The sequence below is a fragment of the Oricola sp. genome (genome assembly GCF_965230365.1).
Classification (GTDB): domain Bacteria; phylum Pseudomonadota; class Alphaproteobacteria; order Rhizobiales; family Rhizobiaceae; genus Oricola.
Map to the genome: position 1 here is coordinate 1,868,492 of NZ_OZ246003.1, position 24,020 is coordinate 1,892,511.

Below are 24,020 nucleotides of genomic sequence, written 5' to 3' on the forward strand. Positions count from 1 at the left end.
ATGCAGACCATCAGCAACGCCATCAACGGTTCTACTGCCGTTTCGGCGTCCGAACGCAGCCAGCCGGTGTTCAATCCGGCGACCGGAGAGCAGGCGGCCGTGCTGCCGTTGTCGACAGCCGGCGAACTCGACGCTGCGGTCGCTGCGGCCAAGGCGGCATTGCCGGCCTGGCGCGACACGCCGCCGCTCAAGCGCGCCCGCTGCATGTTCAAGTTCAAGGAGCTGCTCGACGCCCATGCCGACGACATTGCGCGCGAGATTTCAAGGGAACACGGCAAGACCCATGACGACGCGCTCGGCGAGGTCGCGCGCGGCATCGAGGTGGTCGAGTTCGCCTGCGGCATTCCGCAACTCCTGAAGGGCGAGTTTTCGCGCAATGTCGGCCCGGCAATCGATTCCTATGCCGACCGCCAGCCGCTTGGCGTGGTCGCCGGCATCACGCCGTTCAACTTCCCGGCCATGGTGCCGCTGTGGATGTATCCGATCGCGGTCGCCTGCGGAAACACCTTCATCCTCAAGCCGTCAGAGCGCGATCCGTCGGCGCCGATGCTGATCTACGATCTGTTCAAAAAGGCCGGCTTTCCGGATGGCGTGCTCAATGTCGTGCATGGCGACAAGGAGGTCGTCGACGCGATCCTCGATCATGCCGACATCAAGGCGGTGTCCTTCGTCGGTTCGACGCCGATCGCCGAGTATGTCTATTCGCGCGGCACCGCCAACGGCAAGCGCGTGCAGGCGCTGGGCGGCGCCAAGAACCACATGGTCGTGCTGCCCGACGCCGACATCGACAAGGCCGCCGACGCACTGATGGGTGCCGGCTACGGGTCTGCCGGCGAGCGCTGCATGGCGATCTCGGTCGCGGTGCCGGTCGGAGACGAAACCGCCGACAAGCTTGTCTCGGCGCTGAAGCCGCGCGTCGAGGCGCTGAAGATCGGGCCGGCCACGGACCCAGATGCCGAGATGGGGCCGCTGGTCACCAAACAGCATCAGGAAAAAGTGCTGGGTTATATCGACACCGGCGTCCAGGAAGGCGCCGATCTCGTCGTCGATGGACGCGGCTTCTCTCTGCAGGGCTACGAAAACGGCTATTTCGTGGGCGGGACGCTGTTCGACCGCGTGACCACAGACATGCGCATCTACAAGGAAGAGATCTTCGGCCCGGTGCTGTCGGTCGTGCGCGCCAATTCCTATGACGAGGCCGTCGCGATGATCGACGCCCACGAATACGGCAACGGCACCGCGATCTTCACGCGCAATGGCGATGCGGCGCGCGATTTCGCCGACCGCATCGAGGTCGGCATGGTCGGCGTCAATGTGCCGATTCCGGTGCCGGTCGCCTATCATTCCTTTGGCGGCTGGAAGCGGTCGCTGTTCGGCGATCACTCGATCTACGGGCCGGAAGGCGTGCGCTTCTACACCCGCCTGAAAACGGTGACCACGCGCTGGCCGGACGACATCCACGAGGGCGCCATCTTCACGTTCCCGAGCATGAAATGAGATGACGAGGCAGCAGGCAACGGCGATTCAGTTGATCGATGACGAACGGGTGCGGGTCACGCGCTTCGACTTCGCGCCCGGCGCGGAGACCGGATGGCACCGCCACGGCTTCGACTATGTCATCACCGCTGTCACCGATTGCCGCATGCTGCTTGAGGAGCCGGGTGGAACCAGCCGCAAGACGACGGTTACGGCCGGCACGGCCTACCGGCGCGAGGAAGGCGTCGAACACAATGTAATCAATGACGGGGACACGCCGATGTCCTTTGTCGAGGTGGAATTGAAATAGGAGCGGAACATGGCGGCGCCGGGCGAAAACCTCAGGATCAACGGAGACCGGTTGTGGGATTCGCTGATGGAAATGGCGAAGATCGGCCCGGGTATTGCCGGCGGCAACAACCGTCAGACCGTGACCGACGAGGACGGCGAGGGGCGCAAGCTGTTCCAGGCATGGTGCGAGGATGCCGGCCTGACCATGGGCGTCGACCAAATGGGCACGATGTTCATGCGCCGCGAGGGCACCGACCCGGACGCGCTGCCGGTCTATGTCGGCTCGCATCTCGACACCCAGCCGACAGGCGGCAAGTATGACGGCGTGCTTGGCGTGCTGGCCGGGCTGGAGATCGTGCGCACGCTGAACGATCTCGACATCAAGACCAAACACCCGATCGTGGTCACCAACTGGACCAACGAGGAAGGCACGCGATTTGCGCCCGCCATGATGGCGTCGGGCGTGTTTGCCGGCGTGCTCGACCAGGCCGATGTCTACGGACATACAGACGCCGAGGGCAAGAAGTTCGGCGACGAGCTTGAGCGTATCGGGTGGAAGGGCGAAGAGGTCGTCGGCGACCGCAAGATGAAGGCGTTTTATGAACTGCACATCGAGCAGGGGCCGATCCTGGAAGCCGAGGGCAAGGATATCGGTGTCGTCACGCACGGGCAGGGGCTGCGCTGGATCCAGTGCACGGTGACCGGCAAGGAAAGCCACACCGGCTCGACTCCGATGCCGATGCGCAAGAACGCCGGCCGCGGGCTTGCCCAGATCACCGAGCTGGTGCACGAGATCGCCATGGACAACGCGCCGAACGCAGTCGGTGCCATCGGCCATATCGATGTCTATCCGAACAGCCGCAACATCATCCCGGGTCGCGTCGTGTTTACCGTCGACATGCGCTCGCACGAGCTCGACCGGCTGAATGCCATGGTCGACCGGCTGATGGCCGGCGCGCCGAAACTCTGCGAGGCGCTTGGCGTTTCCTTCGAGGCGGAGATCGTCGGCCAGTTCGATCCGCCGGAATTCGATCATGGCTGCGTCAAGGCGATCCGCGATGCCGCCGAACGGCTGGGCTACTCGCACCGCAACATCATATCGGGTGCCGGTCACGACGCCTGCTGGGTCAATCGTGTCGCACCGACAGCCATGGTGATGTGTCCCTGCGTCGACGGGCTGAGCCACAACGAGGCCGAGGATATCTCGCCGGAATGGGCGCGCGCCGGTGCCGACGTGCTGTTCCACGCGGTCGTCGAGACGGCGGAGATCGTGGAGTAGCGCATGACCGAATCCAACGTCGTTTCGCTGAACCAGACCGACGAGCAGCAACTGCGCGTCGATCTTGCCGCCGCTTTCCGGCTGGCCGCGCGCAACGACTGGCATGAGGGCGTCGCCAACCATTTCTCGGCCGCCGTGTCGCCGGACGGCAAGACCTTCCTGATCAATCCGCGCTGGCGGCATTTCTCGCTGGTGCGCGCCTCCGAACTGCTGCTGGTCGACGCCGGCGATCCGGCGACGATGGACCGGCCCGACGCGCCCGACCCGTCGGCATGGTCGATCCATTCGGCGATCCACCGCACCCTGCCGCAGGCACGCGTCGCGCTGCATCTGCATCCGCCCTATTGCACGGCGCTTGCCGGGTTGAAGGACCCGACGATCCATCCGATCGATCAGGTCACCGCGCGGTTCTACAACCGGCTTGCCATCGATCTTTCCTTTGGCGGCATCGCAAGCGAGGAAGCCGAGGGCGAGCGGATCGCCGCGACCATCGGTAACCATTCGGCGGTGATGATGGGCAATCACGGCGTGACCACGGTGGCGCCGACCGTCGCCGAGGCGTTCGACGCCATGTACCACCTGGAACGCGCCGCGCGTACCATGGTTCTCGCCTATTCGACCGGCCGGCCGCTTGCCGTGATGGCCGATGAACTGGCCGAGGAGACGGCGCGTGAATGGGAAACCTACAAGGGCGCCGAGCACGCCCATTTCGCCGAGATGAAACGCATCCTCGACCGCGAGGGTGCCGATTATGCGGAGTAGAGGTCTTTGGTATTGATGTCGATCGAAAGACGCGATCGAGCAGGACTTGCTCCTCTACCCCACGGGGAGAGGTCGGTCGCGCAGCGACCGGGTGAGGGGGCCTTTGCATCAAAGCCTGACCCGCGCACCAAGCCGTTCGCCCGCGCCATGCGCAAGGACCCGACGGACGCCGAGAACTTCCTTTGGAACGAGTTGCGGAACCGGCAGTTGAACGGCTACCGCTTCAATCGCCAGGTGAGAATTGGCTCGTACATTGCCGATTTTGCTTGTCGATCCCGAAAACTGATTGTCGAACTGGATGGCAGTCATCACAGCGAAAATGCGTCTGACGAATGGCGAACGGCGTATTTGAACGCACAAGGTTGTTTCGTTCTCCGGTTCTGGAATGACGAGGTCTCTTTTGAGAGGCGCGCAGTGCTCGATACGATCCTCGCCGTTCTGGATGGTGAAATCCATTCCCCCTCACCCGGCCTGCGCTTCGCGCCGGCCGACCTCTCCCCGGCGGGGAGAGGAGCAAATCGCCGAACCAGGGAGTAGGCCATGTCAAAAGTCATCAGAAACGGAACCGTCGTCACCGCCGACCGCACTTGGAAGGCCGATGTTTTCATCAAGCATGACAAGATCGTCGCCATCGGCGGCGAGATGCATGCCGACCACGAGATCGATGCGACGGGTTGCTACGTGATGCCGGGCGGCATCGATCCGCACACCCACCTCGAAATGCCGTTCATGGGCACCTATTCGTCCGATGATTTCGAGAGCGGCACCCGCGCCGCAGTCTCCGGCGGCACCACCATGGTGGTCGATTTCGCGCTGCCGTCGCCCGGCCAGTCGCTGCTCGATGCCATCCAGATGTGGGACAACAAGTCGACGCGCGCCAATTGCGACTACTCCTTCCACATGGCGATCACCTGGTGGGGCGAGCAGGTGTTCAACGAGATGGAGCAGGTGGTGCGCGAGAAGGGGATCAACACCTTCAAGCACTTCATGGCCTACAAGGGCGCGCTGATGGTCAATGACGACGAGATGTTCGCGTCGTTCCAGCGCTGCGCCGAACTGGGCGCGCTGCCGCTGGTGCATGCCGAAAACGGCGATGTCGTTGCCACGCTGCAGCAGAAGCTGCTCGCCGAAGGCAACAACGGGCCGGAGGGCCACGCCTATTCGCGGCCGCCGGAAGTCGAAGGCGAGGCGACAAACCGCGCTATCATGATCGCCGACATGGCCGGCGTGCCGCTCTATGTCGTGCACACGTCGTGCGAACAGGCACATGAGGCGATCCGCCGGGCCCGCCAGAAAGGCATGCGCGTCTATGGCGAACCGCTGATCCAGCATCTGACGCTGGATGAGAGCGAGTATTTCAACAAGGACTGGGACCATTCGGCGCGCCGCGTCATGAGCCCGCCCTTCCGCAACAAGGCGCATCAGGATTCGCTGTGGGCAGGTCTTTCGGCCGGTTCCTTGCAGGTCGTCGCGACGGACCATTGTGCGTTCACCACCGAGCAGAAGCGCACCGGCGTCGGCGATTTTACGCAGATCCCGAACGGCACCGGCGGTCTGGAAGACCGCATGCCGATGCTGTGGACGCATGGCGTCAATACCGGGCGGCTGACGATGAACGAGTTCGTCGCCGTCACCTCGACCAACATCGCCAAGATCCTCAACGTCTACCCGAAGAAGGGTGCCATCGTCGAAGGCGCGGATGCCGACATCGTCGTCTGGGACCCGGAAAAGGAAAAGACGATCACGGCCGGCAACCAGCAATCGGCGATCGATTACAACGTCTTCGAGGGCAAGCATGTGAAGGGCATGCCGCGCTACGTCCTGTCGCGCGGCCAGATCGTTCTGGACGACGGCAAGGTCGACACCCGCGAAGGTCATGGCGAATTCGTCAAGCGCGAGCCGTTCCAGGCGGTCAACAAGGCGCTGTCGACATGGAAGGAACTCACCGCGCCGCGCAAGGTCGAACGCACCGGCATTCCGGCAAGCGGGGTTTGACAACGTATTTCATACCAATCACATTCTTGGGTTGAATTCCCAAGGAGGTTGAAATGCACAAAATCAACAAAGTGGTAAGAGTGAGTTTCAGCGGTGGAATACTTGGACTTGTATTCGGCTCTTCGCGCGGCAAGGTCGAAAGCATCGTTCAGCAGAACAATGCCGATGGATGGAATGTTGCGGAGGTCATTCCCGACAGCCCAAACCTCATTATATACGTCCTCCGCGTACTACTACTCATCGTCACGCTTGGCTTGTGGACCGTTTCCACCGGGTACCTCTTCATTATGGAAAAGCCACGCTGAAACTGAACTATTTCATGGCGGAGCGCACCTACCATGAACTCCGTCATCTCAACCCGCAATCTCAACCTTACATTCCAGACCAATGACGGTCCGGTGCATGCGCTTTCCGACATCGACATCAGTATCGAGAAGGGCGAGTTCGTCTCGCTGATCGGTCCGTCCGGCTGCGGCAAGACCACTTTGTTGCGGGTCATCGCCGATCTGGAGAAGCCGACATCAGGGGCGATCACGGTCAATGGCATGACGCCTGAGGAGGCGCGGCTGAAGCGGGCCTATGGCTACGTGTTTCAGGCCGCCGCGCTGTTTCCCTGGCGCAGCATCGCCGACAATGTGGCGCTGCCGCTGGAAGTAATGGGCCTCGGCAAGGCCGAGCGCGACAAGCGGATCTCGGAGAACCTCGAACTGGTCGATCTCGCGGGCTTCGAGAAGAAATTTCCCTGGCAGTTGTCGGGCGGCATGCAGCAGCGCGCCTCGATTGCGCGTGCGCTCGCCGTGCAGCCGGACATGCTGTTGATGGACGAGCCGTTCGGCGCGCTCGACGAGATCGTCCGCGACCATCTGAACGAGCAACTCCTCAAATTGTGGGCGGCGACGCAAAAGACCGTGGTCTTCGTCACCCACTCGATCCCCGAGGCGGTTTTCCTGTCGACCAAGATCGTGGTGATGAGCCCGCGGCCGGGCCGCATCCACGACATCATCGACTGCGACCTCGGACCGGACCGGCCGCTCGATATCCGCGAGACGCCGGAATTCCTTAAGATCGCGCACCGGGTGCGCGACGGGCTGCGGGCAGGGCATGCCTATGACGATTGAGGGTGAGCGATGTTGCTGCGGCCCGGCAAGCCGGAAGACGCGGCCGCCTGTGCGGCGATCCTCAATGACTGGATCGATGATCGTCCGTGGATGCCGCGCATCCACACCTGTGAGGAAGTCGAGGCGTTCTACCGCGATTTCGTATTCCAGAAGCGGCAGGTCTGGGTCGCCGGCGATCCGGTCGAGGGGTTCATGGCGCTCGATCCGGAGCATCACATGGTGACCGCGCTCTATGTCGCCACGCCCGGCCAGGGCATCGGCCGCGCGCTGCTCGACCACGCCAAGCGCGGCCGCGACGCACTGGAACTGTGGACGTTTGTCGCCAATGAGGATGCGCGCCGGTTCTATGCAAGGGAAGGGTTCGTCGAAATACGCCGCACCGGCGGCGACAACGAGGAGAGCCTGCCGGACGTGCTGCTGCGCTGGGAGCGCCCGTCATGATCCGCTCCCGCATCCTGCCGATCCTGACTGTCGTCGTCGCGATCATCGCCATCTGGTATGGCGGCGCCGTCCTGCTCAACGCACCGTTCGAATATGACCGCGCCGAGCGCGCCGGCAACGAGATCGCTTTCTCCCAGGTGGTGCCGCTGACCATGGCGCAGGACCGCCCGGTGCTGCCCGCGCCGCACCAGGTTGCCACCGAAATCTGGAAGACCACGGTCGAAAAGCGGATCACGTCGAAACGCAGCCTCGTCTATCATGGCTGGATAACGCTGTCGGCGACGCTGCTCGGTTTCGTCATGGGCACGGCGCTCGGCGTGCTGCTGGCGGTCGGCATCGTCCACAGCCGCGTCCTCGACAAGTCGCTGATGCCGTGGATCATCACCTCGCAGACGATCCCGATCCTGGCGATCGCGCCGATGATCATCGTGGTCTTGAACTCAGTCGGCATCACCGGCCTGTTCCCGAAGGCGCTGATCTCGACCTATCTGTCCTTCTTCCCCGTCGCCGTCGGCATGGTGAAGGGTCTGCGGTCGCCAGAAGCCATGCATCTCGACCTGATGAAGACCTACAATTCCAGCCGCGCCGACGTACTCTGGAAACTGCGCTGGCCGTCCTCGGTGCCGTTCCTTTTCGCGTCGATGAAGGTGGCGATCGCCATCAGCCTTGTCGGCGCCATTGTCGGCGAACTGCCGACCGGTGCCGTCGCCGGCCTTGGCGCACGGCTCTTGGCCGGCTCCTATTACGGCCAGACCGTGCAGATTTGGTCGGCGCTGATTGTGGCGGCGATCATGGCCGCCGTGCTGGTCACCATCGTCGGTGTCATCGGCGCGTGGCTCAACAGGCGCATGGGCGTGCGCCCGGAGGCGGCTACATGAGCAACCCGACGATTTTCATTGTCGCGATCGCCATCTGGCTCGGCTCCTGGTACGCCAATACGCGCCTGTCGCGCCTGTCGCTGCGCAACCCTGCCGCCGCGACCGCGGTCAACCTGGCGATCCCGTTCCTGTTCGGCGTCGCCATCCTGGCGCTGTGGGAGGGGATCACGCGCGGCTTCGACGTGCCGACGGTGCTGCTGCCGCCGCCATCGATGATCTGGGAGCGGATCACAGGTTCGACCGCGATCCTCTGGGCCGATTTCCAGCAAACCTACCTGAAAGCGGTTCTCGCCGGCTATGTGATCGGCTGCGGCGCGGGCTTCGTCGTCGCCGTGCTGGTTGACCGCTCGCCCTTCCTGAAGGCCGGGGTCATGCCGGTCGGCAATCTCGTCTCGGCGCTGCCGATCATCGGCATCGCGCCGATCATGGTCATGTGGTTCGGTTTCGACTGGCAGTCGAAGGCCGCCGTGGTCGTGGTGATGACCTTCTTCCCGATGCTGGTGAACACGGTGGCCGGCCTTGCCGCCACCGGGCACATGGAGCGCGACCTGATGCGCACCTATGCATCGAACTACTGGCAGACGCTCATCAAGCTGCGGCTGCCGGCGGCGATGCCGTTCATCTTCAATGCATTGAAAATCAATTCCACGCTGGCGCTGATCGGCGCTATCGTGGCCGAATTCTTCGGTACGCCGATCGTGGGGATGGGTTTCCGCATCTCCGCCGAGGTGGGCCGTTTGAACGTCGACATGGTCTGGGCCGAGATCTTTGTCGCCGCACTGGCGGGTTCGCTGAGCTACGGGCTGATTGCCCTGCTTGAGCGGTCCGTCACCTTTTGGCACCCGTCGAACAGGCGCTAGAACAAGACGGGATGACGGTGCCGTAACCGATGACCAGAAAGGGAGAATGCAAATGAAGAAATGGATCGCACTGGCGGCCGGTGTCGCGATGGCGGCAACGGCCGGAGCGGCAAACGCAGCCGACAAGCTGACGCTGCAGCTTAAATGGGTCACCCAGGCACAGTTCGCCGGCTACTATGTGGCCAAGGACAAGGGCTTCTACGAGGCTGAGGGCCTCGACGTCGAGATCAAGCCAGGCGGCCCGGACATCGCTCCGCCGCAGGTGATCGCCGGCGGCGGCGCCGACGTTATCCTGGAATGGATGCCGGCTGCGCTCGCAGCGCGCGAGAAGGGCGTCAAGCTCGTCAACATCGCCCAGCCGTTCAAGCGCTCGGGCATGATGCTGACGTGCCGCAAGGAAACCGGCATCACGTCGCCGGAAGACTTCCGCGGCAAGACGCTCGGCGTCTGGTTCTTCGGCAACGAGTTCCCGTTCCTGTCATGGATGAGCCAACTCGGCATTCCGACCGATGGCGGCGCGGATGGCGTCACCGTCCTGAAGCAGGGCTTCAACGTCGACCCGATCATCCAGAAGCAGGCCGATTGCGTCTCGACCATGACCTACAACGAGTACTGGCAGGTCATCGACGCGGGCTTCTCGCCGGACGATCTGGTGGTGTTCAACTACACCGACCAGGGCGTGGCGACGCTGGAAGACGGCATCTATGTGCTCGAGGAAAGCCTCGAGGACCCGGAAATGGTCGACAAGCTTGCCCGCTTCGTCAAGGCGTCGATGATGGGCTGGGACTATGCTCGTGAGAACCAGGAAGATGCGGCGATGATCGTTCTCGACAATGACGCCACCGGCGCACAGACCGAGAAGCACCAGGTCCGCATGATGGGCGAGATCAACAAGCTCACCGAAGGTTCCGACGGCACGCTCGACGTTGCGGCCGCCGAGACCACCGTCGACACGCTTCTGGCCGGCGGGTCCGATCCGGTTATCTCCGGTCGTCCGGAGGGCGCCTGGACCGACAAGATCACCAACATGCTGAAGTGATTTCCGGTCTTCGGAAACCTGAAAGAACGGGAAAGGGCGGCGCTTCAGCCGCCCTTTTTCAATTGGACCCCATACGGTTACGCTCAGACATAGACCTCCGGCGTTGCCACCTCGCCGACACCCGCCGCGCGGATTTCGCCCGCAACCGCGTCGACGATCTCGCGCGTCGCCTTGGGCCAATCGAGCGCCGGGCCGATCACGCCGTGATGCTGGAAGGCGTTAACGCGCACCCGCACATCGCCGCCAAGCTCATCGAGAAACGCCTTGAAAGCGGCGATCTCGTCGGGCTTGTCGGTGTAGCCCGGGATGACCAGAAAGCGCACTTCGGTCAGCTTGCCGGCCTCCTGCAGCAGCCGTGCGCTCGCCAGCACGCGGGCATTGTCGGCCGTCGTCAGGAAGCAGTGCGTCGCCGGATTCATCGCCTTGACGTCCAGCATCACGCCGTCGGTGACTGGCAGCACCTTCTCCCAGCTCTTCGGGCCGAGATAGCCATTGCTGTCGATCATGCAGCTCAGCCGTGACAACTCCGGGTTGGCCTTGACGGCTTCGAACAGCGCCGTGACAAACTTGAGCTGCATCGTCGCTTCGCCGCCCGACACGGTGATGCCGTCGATGAAGGGCAGGTTGTCGCGCGCGATCGCCAGCACCTCGGCGACGTCGTATTCGCGCACCATCGGGTTGGCGTTGATCGGGCAGGCGCGCAGGCACTCGTCGCACTGGTCGCATTGCGAGGGGTCGAACACGACCCGCCCGTCGACCACCGACAGCGCGTGTTTGTGGCACACCGGCACGCATTTGCCGCAATGGTCGCAAACCCCCATCGTGTGCGGGTTGTGACAGGCCAGGCAGGCGAAGTTGCAACCCTGCATGAACAGCACGAGCCGGTTGCCCGGCCCGTCCACGCAGGAAAAGGTCAGGATCTTACTGATCGTAGCCCTGGGCGTATTCATGGCCGATCACACGTGGTTTGCGGTCGAGGATGTGGGTCAAGTCGGCGGCTTCCGCGCCCAGCACCGTGGTGTTGATGCGCGAGCCTTCGTCGTTGCGGTACTTCTCCACATCCGACAGCCGGATCATGTAGCCGGTCACGCGCACGAGATCGTTTCCGGCGACATTGGCGGTAAACTCGCGAAAGCCGCTTTGCAGCGCGCCCTTGCACAGCGTGAACAGCGCCTGCGGATTGGATCTGATGGTCTCGTCAATGGTCAGGATCTCGCTGATGCCGGACGGATAGTATTTGTGATGCGGCAGCAGCGCCTTGATATGGGTCACCGGATCCGGCTCGAAACCGTACGGGATGCGTACGCCGGGCGTGGCGTCGATGTCGGTGCTGATACCGGCCTGGCTGTGCAGCAGCGCGCGGCCGCGCCAGGCATGCTTCACCTCGGTCGCTTCAACCTTCTCGGCCATTTGCGCCGACAGCCGGTAGCCAAGCCCGTTGGCCTCGGCGTCCTTTCCGTAGCGGCCGGCGCGCCCCTCCAGGTCCTGCAGGTGGTTGACCGCTTCGGCCATCCCGAAAATGCCGAACATCGCCGTGAAGCGATCGCGGTCTATCCAGCCTTCCTCGACGATGAAGCCGTCGAAGAAGCCGGATTTCTCGAACAGGTAGTCGAGCCGCGCCTCGATCAGTCGGAACTGGAGATCCATGTAATGCGGCAGCACCCGATCGGTAAAGTCGGTCTCGCTTTTGGCTTGCTTGGCCGCCTCATGCAGGTTGAGACGCACCAGCGTGCCGGCACCGCCGGCTGCCGGCAGGGCGTTGTAGCAGGAGACGATACCATAGCCGCGTTCGTCGAAGGCGGCGGCGTGAACCGGATGGTTGGCAACATGCGGTTTCGAGCAGGCGACAATGTTGTCGGTGGCGATCCGCAGCAGTTCCTCGCTGCTGACCTTCGGGTCGTAGAGCAGCGTCAGATTGGGTGCAACCTGCTTGAGTTCCGTGTCAACCATGAGCACGGCGCGCGCCACCCGGTTGTCTTCAGGGCCGATATTGGCGTGCAGGAAAGCGTCGGGCAGCACCCGGTCGATATAGCGCCAGAACAGCCGCAGTTTGGCATGCAATTCCTCGTCGCTCACGCCGTCGACGAAGGGCAGCAGCAGCCGGTCGATATGGCCGATGAACACCGGCATCGCGGTCACCGACGGCACGTGGTGATAGGCGATCATCAGGCAATTGATTGCCTCGTCCAGCGTCTTCGGCGGATCGAGTTCTAGATATTTGCTGCCGCGCTCCAGAACAACGCCGAAATCGGCGAGCACGTAGCGCGGCTTGTAGGGCGCGTGCCCCTCGGCCAGATCGCACAAAACGCCGTCCGAAAGCGCTTGCGCCACCTCGTCGTCGATGTCGGGGTAGGGCAGCATGTTCTCGGCTTCCAGCGACAGGAAGCGTGCCTTCTGGGCGGCGCTCAGCCGGCTGTCGGTCGCGATATCGCGAAGTCTTTCGAGCTGTTGGTCCATTGTGCCCCTCGTTCTCTTGCCTTTACGGCATTCTACCACAGAAGCCGCGAAGGCGACACGCGGGAGAATGCCGCATGCTGCGGCGGGGCACGCCCTAGCTGTTGCCGTTTGCGAAGGTCAGGTCGGCCTTGGCGGAATGCTCCAATACGTGCTCGGCATTCGGGATATCGTTATGCGCCGCACGGCGCTCGGCTTCGCTTGTCGTATGACCGTGGTCCAGCCAGCGGGCAATCAGCCGTTGCCGGATCGTTGGCATGCCGGGGTCGAGCAGGATGGTCAGGTCGAACAGCGGTCGCATGGCCGCCCAGGGCGGCGTATCGAGCAGGAGATAATTGCCCTCGGCGATCAGCACGCAGTCGTCCCTGACAACCAGCCGCGCCCCGGCAATGGCGATGTCGCGACCACGGTCGAAAAGGGGAACGGCGACATCATCCTCGCCATCGCGCAGCCGCCGCAGCAGGCTGAGCAGGCCAGCGGCATCAAAAGTGTGCGGCGCGCCCTTTCGGTCGCGCCAGCCCTTCGCATCGAGCACCGCATTGTCGTAGTGAAATCCGTCCATCGGGATTGTTTTTGCTGCGATACCGCGCGCCTTCAGCTCCTGCACCAGCGAATCGGCGAATGTCGATTTCCCCGCCCCGGGTGGACCGGCGACCGCGATGATCGTGCGGTCCCTGTCTTTCGATTTCTCTGCGACTGCGTCGGCGGCAGCCTCGATATGCGAGTTCAAGCGGCGACAGCCTCTTCTGGCGGAGTTTTCGCGCCGGTCATGAAGGCGACGGCGTCCGACATGGTGTACTCGCCCGGACGGATCACGCAAAGTCGGCGTCCGAGCCGATGCACATGAATGCGGTCGGCAATCTCGAAGACATGCGGCATGTTGTGCGAGATCAGCACGATCGGGATACCGCGCGCGCGCACGTCGTTGATCAGTTCGAGCACGCGGCGCGATTCCTTGACGCCGAGCGCTGCCGTCGGCTCGTCGAGGATGATCACCTTGGAGCCAAATGCCGCCGCGCGGGCGACCGCTATGCCTTGACGCTGACCGCCCGACAGCGTCTCGACGGCCTGGTTGATGTTCTGGATCGTCAGGAGGCCGAGCTCGTTCAGCTTGTCGCGGGCGAACTTCTCCATCGCCGCCCGATCGAGCTGGCGCAGCCAACTGCCGCGAAAGCCCGGTTTGCGCAGTTCGCGGCCCATGAACATGTTGTCAGTGATCGACAGGGCAGGCGACATGGCCAGCGTCTGGTAGACGGTCTCGATGCCGGCGGCGCGGGCTTCCAGGGGCGAGTGGAAATTGATCTTCCTGCCTTCCAGTTGCATCTCGCCGCTGTCGATCTGCAGCGCGCCGGACAGCGACTTGATCATCACGGACTTGCCGGCGCCATTGTCGCCGATCACCGCCAGAATCTCGCCCGGGTAGAGGTCGAAATCGGCGCCGTTGAGGGCAGTGACCTTGCCAAAGCGTTTGACGAGATTGCGGGCCTGAAGAATCGGTTCCGTCACGTCGATACCTTTCTGATCCACTGGTCCACGGTCACGGCGCCGATGATTAGCACGCCGATAAGCAGGTAGGTCCACTGGGCGTCGGCGCCGAGTAGCCGAAGACCCAGCGTGAAGACACCGACGATCAGCGCACCGAACAGCATGCCGGCCACCGATCCGCGCCCGCCGAACAGCGAGATGCCGCCGATCACCACGGCGGTGATGCTCTCGATATTGGTGAGCTGGCCGCTGGTCGGCGAGACCGAGCCGATGCGACCGATCAGTGCCCAGCCGGCGAATGCGCAGATCAGGCCGGCCAGCGCATAGACCGACATCAGCACCCGGTCGACCCGCACGCCGGACAGTTCGGCCGCTTCGGGATCGTCGCCAACCGCGTAGACATGCCGGCCCCACGCGGTCTGCCGCAGCACATAGGCAAGCACGATCACCAGCAGCACCATGAAGATGACACCGTAGGTAAACACCGCGCCGCCGATATTGATCTTGGTGCCGAACAATTGCAGCAGCGGCGCCTCGCGCGCGATCTCCTGGGATCGGATGGTTTCGTTGGCCGAATACAGGAAGTTGGTGGCCAGCACGATCTGCCACATGCCGAGCGTGACGATGAAAGGCGGCAGCTTGACGCGCGCCACCATCCAGCCATTGATGAAGCCGATCAGCGTGCCGCAGGCGAGCCCGCAGGCGACCGCCACCGAGGGTGGCAGGCCGTAGCGGAAGGTGAACTGGCCCATCACCACCGAGCTCAGCACCATAATCGCACCGACCGACAGGTCGATACCGGCGGTCAGGATGACGAGGCATTGCGCCGCGCCGACAATGCCGACGATCTGGACCTGCTGCAGGATCAGCGTCAGCGCGAAGGGCGAGAAGAATTTCGATCCGAGAAGCAGGCCGAAAACGGCGATCGACAGGATCAGCACGATCAGCGGCACCAGCGCCGGATTCTGGTGAAGGGCGTTCTGGAAGCGATAGACGAACCCGTTATCGCCTTGCTCGAACTCCGCGACCGCAGTCGGGCTGTCGCCCAGTACGGCTTCGAAGTCGTCTCCCTTGGTCGTTTCGGACATCGTGTTCCTCCCGGTCGTCGCAGCAAGGGCCGTTCGGCAGGTTAGAACGCGGCCGGCGAATTGTCATGATGCGTTTGGAGAAGGGGGAGGCGGGTGAGCCGCCTTCCCCTGACATTTGCGTTCACGCGGCGGGCATCAACCCCAGCAGAGATCCATGCCTTCCTTCACCGAGATGGAGTCAACGCCGTCGGCCGGCTGGTCGGTGACCAGCGCGACACCGGTGTCGAAGAAGTCCTTGCCCGGTGTCGGGGCCGGCTTGGTGCCGTCCTTCGCCCAGGCCGCGATCGCTTCGATGCCGAGCGAGGCCATCAGCAGCGGATACTGCTGCGATGTCGCACCGATGACACCATCGGCGATGTTCTGCACGCCCGGGCAACCGCCATCGACGGACACGATCAGCACGTCGTTCTCGCGGCCGATGGACTTGAGCGCCTCATAGGCGCCGGCGGCGGCCGGTTCGTTGATCGTGTAGACCACATTGATCATCGGATCGGTGGCGAGCAGGCTTTCCATCGCCCGCCGGCCGCCTTCCTCATTGCCTTGGGTGACATCGTGACCGACGATGCGCGGGTCGTCCTCGTCGCCCCACTTGTTCGGGTCCTTGATGTCGATGCCGAAGCCGGTCATGAAGCCCTGGTCGCGCAGCACGCCGACGGTCGGCTGGCTGACGGCGAGGTCGAGCATGCCGATCTTGGCATTGGCCGCGTCGTCGCCGAGCTTGGCGGCGGCCCATGCGCCGATCAGTTCGCCGGCCAGGAAGTTGTCGGTGGCAAAGGTGGCGTCGGCGGCGTCGATCGGATCGAGCGGCGTGTCGAGTGCGATCACCAACAGGCCGGCGTCGCGCGCCTGCTGCACGGAAGAGACGATCGACGACGTATCGGACGCGGTCAGGAGAATGCCCTTGGCGCCGTCGGCGATGCAGGTCTCGATGGCGGCGACCTGGGTTTCATGGTCGCCGTCGATCTTGCCGGCGAAGCTCTTCAGTTCGATGCCGAGTTCATTGGCCTTGGCGGTTGCACCTTCCTTCATCTTGACGAAGAACGGGTTGGTGTCCGTCTTGGTAATCAGGCAGGCGCCGATCTTGTCCATGGCGGCGGCCGGGGTAACAATGGTCAAAGCCGCGGTCATGGCGGCGACTGCAACGGTGGTTGCAAGAAGGGTAGTTTTCACGATGTTCCTCCCAGGTTGGCGTGCGGCACTGATTGAATGCCGAACCGGACAGACTATCGGTCACGGGGCGGCCGACAGGCTCTATCCGCGGTGCAGGGAACACGAGCACTTTCACTATGTCAATAAGTAATTCAATGTGATTTAATAAATCGACACATCAGACGCATCGGGCCATAACCGATGGCTGGGGGAGGAATGATGAAACAGACGGGAAGCGCGTTTTCAGGCGCGTCAAAGGGACGTAATCCGTCCTTCAAGTCGACGGTCGTTGAGACCATCAAGTCATGAGCGACGACACCGCGACCGCGATGCGCGGCACCAATCAGAGCGGTATGCGCGCATATAACGAGAAGCTGATCTTGACGCTGCTCTGGCGGCAGGGCGGGCTCGCCAAGTCCGATCTGACACGCATGACCGGCCTTTCGGCGCAGACGGTTTCGGTCATCATGCGCCGGCTGGAGGCAGACGGGCTGGTCAGGCGCGGCGAACCGCAGCGCGGGCGCATCGGCCAGCCTTCCGTGCCGATGACGCTTGATCCCGACGGTGCCTGTTCGATGGGACTGAAGGTCGGCCGGCGTTCCAGCGAACTGGTTGTCGCCGATTTCCACGGCAAGGTCGTCGACCGCATCAGCCGGGTACATCGCTATCCCGATCCCGACAACACTGTCGCCTTCGCGCGCGCGGCGATCGGCGAGGCGATCGGCCGCATGGACGCTGCCGCGCGGTCGCGCATCGCCGGGCTGGGGATCGCCATCCCGTTCTATCTGTGGAACTGGGCGCAGGCGCTCGGCGTTCCGGACGAGCAGATGGCCGGCTGGCGCGATGCCGACATCCGCGCCGAGATCGCCAAAGCGGTCGATTTCCCGGTCTATCTGGGCAATGACGCCTCGACCGCCTGTGCGGCCGAGGTCGCCTTCGGTCCGGCTGATGCGCCCGACGATTTCCTCTATCTCTATGTCGGCTACTTCATTGGCGGCGGCGTCGTTCTCAACGGTGCGCTGTTCACCGGGCCGGGCGGCAATTCCGGCGCGCTCGGGCCGATGCCGGTGCCCGGACCGGGCGGGTCGACATTGCAGCTGATCGACGTGGCGAGCCTGTCCGGCCTGGAGCGCGAACTGGTCGCCGCCGGCGCGGAGACGGGGGGCATCTGGGAACGAGCCGACCAATGGGATGTCGACCAGACCATTCTCGGCGACTGGATCGCCAAGGCGGCGGGCGGGTTGGCGCACACCATTGTCGCTGCCTGCTCGATCATCGATTTCTCCGCCGTGGTGATCGACGGATGGCTGCCGGTCGAAGTCCGGGCGCAACTGGTTGAAGCCGTGCTCGATCAGTTGGCGCGGCAGGACCTGACCGGGCTGGAGACGCCGCAGGTACGGGCCGGCACGGTCGGTGCGGATGCGCGCGCGCTCGGCGCGGCGAGCCTGCCGATTGTCGACCGGTTCATCGTCGACCGCGCTGCCTACCGTAACGTCGCCTCGTAGGTGGCGAATTGCGGTCATGAAAGCAGTACTGCGGTCGAACTCTCGCGCTTCGCGAGAATGCTCTAGCTGGCCCTCCGGGATATGATGAGTTCGGCGAGCTCACTGATCCGAACCGATATTCTACCCCTCAGGCTTGTGTTGTGTCGAAAATCAGTAAAATCCTCGAACTGGATGCCCTCAATCGTCTTTCTCAGCGGATCCGCAGAGCCGGAAGTGTCGATTTTGGGCAGGGGTAGGAATTTAATCGGAATGATTCTCTTTCGTTCTTCTGCGCTTTTATAGTTCGCCAGCCAAGTCTCGAGCTCTCTTCTGCAGGCTGGTCTGCTAAAATAAAAGGGAGTGATTACAGGCAAAAAAAAGGCTGATCCATCGATTGCATCTCGCAGTCTCTCCTCCCATTCATCGCCGGGCTCAATATCATCAGTGTCTTGAAACACCTCGAGCTCTGCTTCGCCTGAGTAGGCTTGAATCTCCGTTTCAAGCTTCATGCGAATCTTGCTCAGGAGCCCGGAGGAGGACATGTCGTCGTGTCGAGCGTATGAGAAAAAGGCAATTGTTTGCATATCTTATCCAGATATCTCTCTGCGTTTCGCCTCGATCTCCTCAACTTTGCTCTTCGTGAACAGGTAGTAGTGCCTATTACCTTGCTTTTTTTTGATCGGATTTGGGTACCTCTTGTCTTTTACGTACCCTAGGACTGTTTGCGGCGAGACGCCGAGCGCTTTTGCAGCGCCCTTCGTGGTTAAGTAGCTCCCGCTCCAGTAGATTTTATTTTCTGTGCTTGGAAAAACGACCGCCATTTGCAATACCCATCATGTTATTGGGTGCCTATTGCCTATATAGCTCATATAGTCTATATATACAAAGACTAAAATTTTTCAATTATTACAGTTCCTTATGGGTAACGACGTCCGATTGGCCGTGCGGGCTGCCGACGGTAGTAGATACATCATATTGCGCGGCGAGTTTTCCATTCCATTGCCATGCTCTAGAGAAGCCTGATGGATAAAGCCGAATATATACACCAGCAGTTCCTGCAGCGTGTTGCGGCGGGCGACATGCCGCCGGTCGCCGGCGCGGCGACGGATGCGTTGCCGTCAGAGGCCGCGCGCGAGATCTTCCGGTCGCAATGCGTTTCGCGGCACCTCGACCGCATGGGCCGCAAGATGCAGAAGGCAGGGCAAGGCTTCTACACCATCGGTTCGTCCGGCCATGAGGGCATGGCCGCCGTCGCCGCCGCGCTTCGTCCGACCGATATGGCGTTCCTGCATTACCGCGATGGCGCGTTTCAGGTGCAGCGCGCATCCCAGGTCGAAGACCAGGACGTCATTGCCGACATGCTGCTGAGCTTTGCGTGTTCGGCTGACGATCCGATCTCCGGCGGTCGCCACAAGGTGCTTGGCTCCAGGCCGCTGATGATCCCGCCGCAGACCTCGACCATCGCCAGCCATCTGCCGAAAGCGGTCGGCGCGGCCTGGTCGATCGGTTTTGCTAGGCGCGCCCGGCCCGAACATGCGGTGCTCGCCGATGACGGCATCGTCGTCTGCTCGTTCGGCGATGCTTCGGCCAACCACTCGACGGCCCAGGGCGCCATCAACACGGCCTGCTGGACCGCTTATCAGCAGGTGCCGATGCCACTGCTGTTCGTTTGCGAGGATAATGGCATCGGCATTTCCGTGCGCACGCCGGCCGGCTGGATCGAGGTGGCCTTCTCCAATCGCCCAGGCCTCACCTATATGCGTTGCGACGGGCTCGACATGTTCGAGACCTACCGGACTGTGCTCGCGGCCGCCGACCATGTGCGCACAAGGCGGCTGCCGGTTTTCCTGCATGTCGACACCGTCCGGCTCTATGGTCATGCCGGCTCGGATGTCGAGGCGGCTTACCGGCCGCGCGCCGATATCGAGGCCGCCGAGGCGAACGATCCGCTGGTCTGGTCGGCAGCGCTGCTCGCCGAGGCCGGCGCGGCGACACCGCAGCAGGCCATTGATATCTACAACGACGCCGAAGCCGCTTGCGAGCGAGCGATGATTGAAGCCGTGGAGAAGCCGCGGCTTGCGACGTCGGCGGAAGTCGCGGCAAGCCTGATCCCGCCGCCGCGGCCATGCCGGGCGACGAACGGGCCGTCGCCGGAGGCGCGGGCCAGGGCATTCGGCACGGAAGTCAAGGCGCTCGGCGAGCGGCAGCCGATGGCGCGCCTGATCAACTGGGCGCTGACCGACCTGATGCTGGAGTGCCCGGAAATCGTCCTCGCCGGCGAGGATGTCGGCGCCAAGGGCGGCGTCTATGGCGTGACCCAGAAACTGGTGGACCGGTTCGGGCGCAATCGGGTCGTCGATACGCTGCTCGACGAGCAGTCGATCCTCGGGCTCGCCATCGGCATGGCGCATAACGGCTTCGTGCCGATACCCGAAATCCAGTTTCTCGCCTATCTGCACAATGCGGAAGACCAGTTGCGCGGCGAGGCCGCGACGCTGCCATTCTTCTCCAATGGCCAGTTCGCCAACCCGATGGTACTGCGCATCGCCGGTCTCGGCTACCAGAAGGGGTTCGGCGGCCACTTCCACAACGACAATTCGCTCGCGGTGCTGCGCGATATTCCAGGGCTGGTGCTTGCCTGTCCGTCCAACGGCGCGGATGCGGCGATGATGCTGCGCGAATGCGTGCGTTTGGCGCGCGAGGAACAACGCGTCTGCGTCTTCGTGGAGCCGATCGCGCTCTACCAGACCCGCGACCTGCATGGCGAGAAGGACGGACTTTGGGCACAGGTCTATCCGGCGCCGGGAAAACGCATCGGTCTTGGCGACGTCGGTGTCGATGGCGACGGCAAGGACGTCGCCATCGTGACCTACGGCAATGGCTGTTACCGGTCGCGTCAGGCCGCGCGCATTCTTGTCGAGGCGCATGGCGTGGCGAGCCGGGTTGTCGACATTCGCTGGCTGGCGCCGTTGCCCGGTCAGACGATCATCGATGCCGTTGGGCCCGCCGAGCACGTGCTGATCGTTGACGAATGCCGGCAAACCGGCAGCCAGTCGGAAGCATTGATGGCGCTTTTTGCGGAAAATGGCTGCGCCTCGTTTGCGCGTCTGGCCGCCGACGATTGCTTCATTGCGACCGGCCCGGCGCATGCCGCGACCTTGCCGTCGCGCGACGGGATCGTCGACGCAGCGCTGTCGCTGGTGGCAAACCGGCGCGCTTGACCGACTGCGGTTGACCGGTCGGGTGGTTGGGCGTAACGCCGTGCCATGCAATCAACGGCAGGCTTGGCGAACCCGGCCTGTCGCGACATGTCTGGAGGAAACGTGAAGCTCGCAACATTGAAAAACGGAACCCGCGACGGGCATCTTGTCGTCGTGTCGCAGGACCTGACACGCTGCTCGGACGTCAGCCATATCGCACCGACGATGCAGGCCGCACTGGACGCCTGGGAGGATGTCCGGGGCCGGCTGGAGCGCGTGGCGATCGGTGTCGAGACCGGTTCGCAGCCGACCGAGCGGTTTCACGAGCACGACGCCATGTCGCCGCTGCCGCGCGCCTATCAGTGGGCCGACGGCTCGGCCTATGTGAACCATGTCGAGCTGGTCCGCCGCGCCCGTGGCGCCGAGATGCCCGACAGTTTCTGGACCGATCCGCTGATGTATCAGGGCGGCTCCGACAGTTTCCTCGGTCCGCGCGATCCCATCGTCATGGGCGATGAGGCGTGGGGGATCGATTTCGAGGGCGAAGTCTCAGTTATTGTTTCCGATGTGCCGATGGGCGCCAGCGTCGATCAGGCTCGCGACGCGATCCAGCTCGTCATGCTGGTCAACGATGTCAGCCTGCGCGGCCTGATCCCCGGAGAGCTCGCGAAGGGGTTCGGCTTCTTCCAATCCAAGCCGTCGAGCGCGTTCTCGCCGGTCGCCGTCACGCCGGATGAGCTCGGCGACGCGTGGGACGGCGGCAAGCTGTCGATGCCGCTGCTGGTCGAGTTCAACGGCAAGCCGTTCGGCCGCGCCGATGCCGGGGTCGACATGACCTTCGACTTCCCGCAGCTGATCGCCCACGCGGCCAAGACGAGGCCGCTCGGTGCCGGCGCGGTTATCGGTTCGGGCACGGTGTCCAACAAGCTTGACGGCGGACCCGGCAAGCCGGTGGAAGAGGGCGGCGCCGGCTATTCCTGCATCGCCGAGATCCGGATGATCGAGACCATCGAAGGCGGCGCTGCGACGACCCGTTTCATGCGTTTCGGCGACACCGTGCGCATCGAGATGAAGGACGCCGCCGGCCACTCGATCTTCGGCGCCATCGAGCAGACTGTCGAACAGCCGGGAAGCTGAAACTCTTTCCCGTAGACAATGCGCCCGCGGTCGCGACGCGACCGCGCGGCGAAAATGCGCTATGGTCGCGGTTTCGCAACCCGGCCTGAAGCATGAAGAAAACCATCGACCTTTCCACCGACCGGCTCGGCAAGCAGGGCGAGCAGTTCTATCGCGAGTTGATGGACGCGCATGAGGGACTCACCTTCGAGCAGTGCGTGCGGTTCGACCTGCAGCTGGCGCTGATCCTCGCCAATCAGATCGGCGATATCGAAGTGCTGCGCGCTGCGCTTCAGGCGGCACGCAAGGCTGCGAAATGATCGCTCATTCATTGACCTTCATTTGAGCAAAATTCCGGCATTTGTACTTTCAGCCTAACAATTAGGCAATGGTGCGCATGCATGCCGCATTTTAAAGCAAATTCTTGCAAGTGTTTTCACGGGGTAAGCTGTTTCCATTCTTTCATGCAAATCATTGAAATGCATAGTTTATTCTGTGGCGGTCTGGTTTCTACGCAGGACTGGCACGGCGGTTGCTGTTTGGGTGTCGTATCCAACTGTCAGGAGTCCACTCGATGCAATTCACACGTAGAAAACTGACCGGCCTGGTCGCTGGCGCCGCGCTCTCGGCGAGCTGCGTTGTTCCGTTCGCGCATGCCGCTGACGACACGATCAAGATCGGCGTTCTGCACTCGCTGTCCGGCACGATGGCGATTTCCGAAACCACGCTGAAAGACGTCATGTTGATGCTCATCGACGAGCAGAACAAGAAGGGTGGCATCCTCGGCAAGCAGCTTGAAGCCGTCGTCGTCGATCCGGCGTCCGACTGGCCGCTGTTTGCCGAGAAGGCGCGCGAGCTGATCACCGGAAACGACGTCGATGTCGTGTTCGGCTGCTGGACCTCCGTTTCGCGCAAATCGGTACTGCCGGTCTTCGAGGAACTCAACTCGATCCTGTTCTATCCCGTCCAGTACGAGGGTGAGGAAAGCCAGCGCAACGTCTTCTACACCGGTGCGGCGCCGAACCAGCAGGCCATTCCGGCTGTCGACTATCTGATGGAAGAAGAAGAGGTCGAGCGCTGGGTTCTTGCCGGCACCGACTACGTCTATCCGCGTACGACCAACAAGATCCTCGAGGCCTATCTGAAGTCGAAGGGCGTCGCCGAAGAAGACATCATGATCAACTACACGCCGTTCGGTCACTCCGACTGGCAGACGATCGTGTCCGATATCAAGACCTTCGGTTCGGCCGGCAAGAAGACCGCCGTGGTCTCGACCATCAACGGCGACGCCAACGTTCCGTTCTACAAGGAGCTCGGCAACCAGGGCATCAAGGCGTCCGACATTCCGGTCGTCGCCTTCTCGGTCGGTGAAGAGGAACTCGCCGGTCTCGACACAGCGCCGCTGGTTGGCCATCTCGCCGCATGGAACTACTTCCAGTCGGTCGAAAACGACGTCAACGCCGAATTCATCGAAACCTGGAAGGCCCGCATGGGCGACGAACGCGTGACCAACGACCCGATGGAAGCCCATTACATCGGCTTCAACATGTGGGTTAAGGCGGTTGAAGCAGCCGGCACCACCGACGCCGACGCGGTGATCGACGCGCTGCCGGGCATCGAGACTCCGAACCTGACCGGCGGTACCTCGACCATGCTGCCGAACCACCACATCACCAAGCCGGTGCTGATCGGCGAGATCCAGGCCGATGGCCAGTTCGAGGTGGTCTCCGAGACCGACGATCTGGTGCCGGGCGACGCATGGTCCGACTACCTGCCGGAGTCCGCGCCGCTCAAGTCCGACTGGGTCGACCTGAAGTGCGGCAACTTCAACACGGAGACGAATGCCTGCCTCGGCGGCGCATCCTGATACTCCCACGGCGGGGGAGCCGGTTTGCCGGCTCCTCC

25 protein-coding genes are annotated in these 24,020 nt (G+C 62.9%); 17 read left to right on the plus strand and 8 right to left on the minus strand.

Translation table 11 applies throughout. From position 1 onward, the window contains the following. From ACO06R_RS08950 to ACO06R_RS09005, 12 genes are all read left to right on the plus strand, one after another. Complete coding sequence (locus tag ACO06R_RS08950; RefSeq protein ID WP_421858694.1) at positions 1-1,497, plus strand: CoA-acylating methylmalonate-semialdehyde dehydrogenase; 1,497 nt, start codon at positions 1-3, stop codon at positions 1,495-1,497. Position 1,498: 1 nt separating this feature from the next. Then, entirely contained in the window at positions 1,499-1,786 is a 288-nt protein-coding gene (locus ACO06R_RS08955; protein WP_421858697.1) for a cupin domain-containing protein, read from the plus strand. Positions 1,787-1,795: 9 nt separating this feature from the next. Then, positions 1,796-3,046 carry a Zn-dependent hydrolase gene (locus ACO06R_RS08960; RefSeq protein ID WP_421858700.1) on the plus strand — a complete coding sequence of 417 codons (1,251 nt, stop codon included), beginning with the start codon at positions 1,796-1,798 and terminating at the stop codon, positions 3,044-3,046. Between the two features lie 3 nt (positions 3,047-3,049). Next, positions 3,050-3,808: a class II aldolase/adducin family protein gene (locus ACO06R_RS08965; RefSeq protein ID WP_421858703.1), complete on the plus strand. Its 759-nt coding sequence runs from the start codon at positions 3,050-3,052 to the stop codon at positions 3,806-3,808. Positions 3,809-3,955: 147 nt separating this feature from the next. Further along, complete coding sequence (locus ACO06R_RS08970; RefSeq protein WP_421859305.1) at positions 3,956-4,345, plus strand: endonuclease domain-containing protein; 390 nt, start codon at positions 3,956-3,958, stop codon at positions 4,343-4,345. Between the two features lie 3 nt (positions 4,346-4,348). Continuing rightward, positions 4,349-5,803, plus strand: a complete 1,455-nt coding sequence (gene hydA, locus ACO06R_RS08975; RefSeq protein WP_421858706.1) for a dihydropyrimidinase — start codon at positions 4,349-4,351, stop codon at positions 5,801-5,803. A gap of 53 nt (positions 5,804-5,856) precedes the next feature. Beyond that, a complete protein-coding gene (locus ACO06R_RS08980) occupies positions 5,857-6,108 on the plus strand; it encodes a hypothetical protein (RefSeq protein ID WP_421858708.1) in 252 nt (83 codons plus the stop codon). Positions 6,109-6,141: 33 nt separating this feature from the next. Next, positions 6,142-6,921: an ABC transporter ATP-binding protein gene (locus tag ACO06R_RS08985; RefSeq protein ID WP_421858711.1), complete on the plus strand. Its 780-nt coding sequence runs from the start codon at positions 6,142-6,144 to the stop codon at positions 6,919-6,921. Between the two features lie 9 nt (positions 6,922-6,930). Further along, a complete protein-coding gene (locus ACO06R_RS08990; RefSeq protein ID WP_421858714.1) occupies positions 6,931-7,362 on the plus strand; it encodes a GNAT family N-acetyltransferase in 432 nt (143 codons plus the stop codon). Next, positions 7,359-8,240, plus strand: coding sequence for an ABC transporter permease (locus ACO06R_RS08995; protein WP_421858716.1), 882 nt, complete (start codon positions 7,359-7,361; stop codon positions 8,238-8,240). Before ACO06R_RS08990 ends, ACO06R_RS08995 begins: the two co-directional genes overlap by 4 nt. Next, positions 8,237-9,100 (plus strand): ABC transporter permease, encoded by an 864-nt coding sequence (locus ACO06R_RS09000; RefSeq protein ID WP_421858718.1) that lies wholly within the window; start codon positions 8,237-8,239, stop codon positions 9,098-9,100. Before ACO06R_RS08995 ends, ACO06R_RS09000 begins: the two co-directional genes overlap by 4 nt. A gap of 52 nt (positions 9,101-9,152) precedes the next feature. Further along, positions 9,153-10,139, plus strand: a complete 987-nt coding sequence (locus ACO06R_RS09005) for an ABC transporter substrate-binding protein (RefSeq protein WP_421858720.1) — start codon at positions 9,153-9,155, stop codon at positions 10,137-10,139. A gap of 83 nt (positions 10,140-10,222) precedes the next feature. Here the strand turns inward: ACO06R_RS09005 and ACO06R_RS09010 are convergent, their stop codons facing one another. The 6 genes from ACO06R_RS09010 to ACO06R_RS09035 all read right to left on the minus strand — a co-directional run bounded on the left by ACO06R_RS09010 (position 10,223) and on the right by ACO06R_RS09035 (position 16,294). Continuing rightward, the gene (locus ACO06R_RS09010) at positions 10,223-11,089 is read right to left on the minus strand and encodes a YjjW family glycine radical enzyme activase (RefSeq protein WP_421858723.1); all 867 of its coding nucleotides are present in this window, start codon (positions 11,087-11,089) and stop codon (positions 10,223-10,225) included. Beyond that, positions 11,061-12,596: a YjjI family glycine radical enzyme gene (locus tag ACO06R_RS09015; protein WP_421858726.1), complete on the minus strand. Its 1,536-nt coding sequence runs from the start codon at positions 12,594-12,596 to the stop codon at positions 11,061-11,063. Before ACO06R_RS09015 ends, ACO06R_RS09010 begins: the two co-directional genes overlap by 29 nt. 94 nt (positions 12,597-12,690) lie before the next feature. Continuing rightward, complete coding sequence (locus ACO06R_RS09020; RefSeq protein WP_421858729.1) at positions 12,691-13,323, minus strand: nucleoside/nucleotide kinase family protein; 633 nt, start codon at positions 13,321-13,323, stop codon at positions 12,691-12,693. Continuing rightward, on the minus strand, positions 13,320-14,120 hold the full coding sequence (locus tag ACO06R_RS09025; RefSeq protein ID WP_421858732.1) for an ATP-binding cassette domain-containing protein: 801 nt from the start codon (positions 14,118-14,120) through the stop codon (positions 13,320-13,322). Before ACO06R_RS09025 ends, ACO06R_RS09020 begins: the two co-directional genes overlap by 4 nt. Continuing rightward, the gene (locus ACO06R_RS09030) at positions 14,096-15,166 is read right to left on the minus strand and encodes an ABC transporter permease (RefSeq protein WP_421858735.1); all 1,071 of its coding nucleotides are present in this window, start codon (positions 15,164-15,166) and stop codon (positions 14,096-14,098) included. The genes ACO06R_RS09025 and ACO06R_RS09030 overlap by 25 nt, the downstream gene beginning before the upstream one ends. 135 nt (positions 15,167-15,301) lie before the next feature. Next, entirely contained in the window at positions 15,302-16,294 is a 993-nt protein-coding gene (locus ACO06R_RS09035) for a sugar ABC transporter substrate-binding protein (protein ID WP_421859308.1), read from the minus strand. 326 nt (positions 16,295-16,620) lie between these two features. Here ACO06R_RS09035 and ACO06R_RS09040 point away from each other — a divergent pair, with 326 nt between their 5' ends. Then, a complete protein-coding gene (locus tag ACO06R_RS09040) occupies positions 16,621-17,820 on the plus strand; it encodes an ROK family transcriptional regulator (protein ID WP_421858738.1) in 1,200 nt (399 codons plus the stop codon). Between the two features lie 62 nt (positions 17,821-17,882). Here the strand turns inward: ACO06R_RS09040 and ACO06R_RS09045 are convergent, their stop codons facing one another. Further along, positions 17,883-18,383: a toll/interleukin-1 receptor domain-containing protein gene (locus tag ACO06R_RS09045; protein ID WP_421858740.1), complete on the minus strand. Its 501-nt coding sequence runs from the start codon at positions 18,381-18,383 to the stop codon at positions 17,883-17,885. 3 nt (positions 18,384-18,386) lie between these two features. After that, positions 18,387-18,620: a helix-turn-helix transcriptional regulator gene (locus tag ACO06R_RS09050; protein ID WP_421858743.1), complete on the minus strand. Its 234-nt coding sequence runs from the start codon at positions 18,618-18,620 to the stop codon at positions 18,387-18,389. Positions 18,621-18,821: 201 nt separating this feature from the next. Between ACO06R_RS09050 and ACO06R_RS09055 the strand changes: the two genes are divergently transcribed. From ACO06R_RS09055 to urtA, 4 genes are all read left to right on the plus strand, one after another. Then, positions 18,822-21,020: a thiamine pyrophosphate-dependent enzyme gene (locus ACO06R_RS09055; RefSeq protein ID WP_421858746.1), complete on the plus strand. Its 2,199-nt coding sequence runs from the start codon at positions 18,822-18,824 to the stop codon at positions 21,018-21,020. A 102-nt stretch (positions 21,021-21,122) separates the two neighbouring features. After that, entirely contained in the window at positions 21,123-22,136 is a 1,014-nt protein-coding gene (locus ACO06R_RS09060) for a fumarylacetoacetate hydrolase family protein (RefSeq protein WP_421858749.1), read from the plus strand. Between the two features lie 92 nt (positions 22,137-22,228). Then, positions 22,229-22,435 carry a DUF2783 domain-containing protein gene (locus ACO06R_RS09065; RefSeq protein WP_421858751.1) on the plus strand — a complete coding sequence of 69 codons (207 nt, stop codon included), beginning with the start codon at positions 22,229-22,231 and terminating at the stop codon, positions 22,433-22,435. Between the two features lie 254 nt (positions 22,436-22,689). Then, complete coding sequence (gene urtA, locus ACO06R_RS09070) at positions 22,690-23,982, plus strand: urea ABC transporter substrate-binding protein (protein WP_421858754.1); 1,293 nt, start codon at positions 22,690-22,692, stop codon at positions 23,980-23,982. Positions 23,983-24,020: the final 38 nt, after the last annotated feature.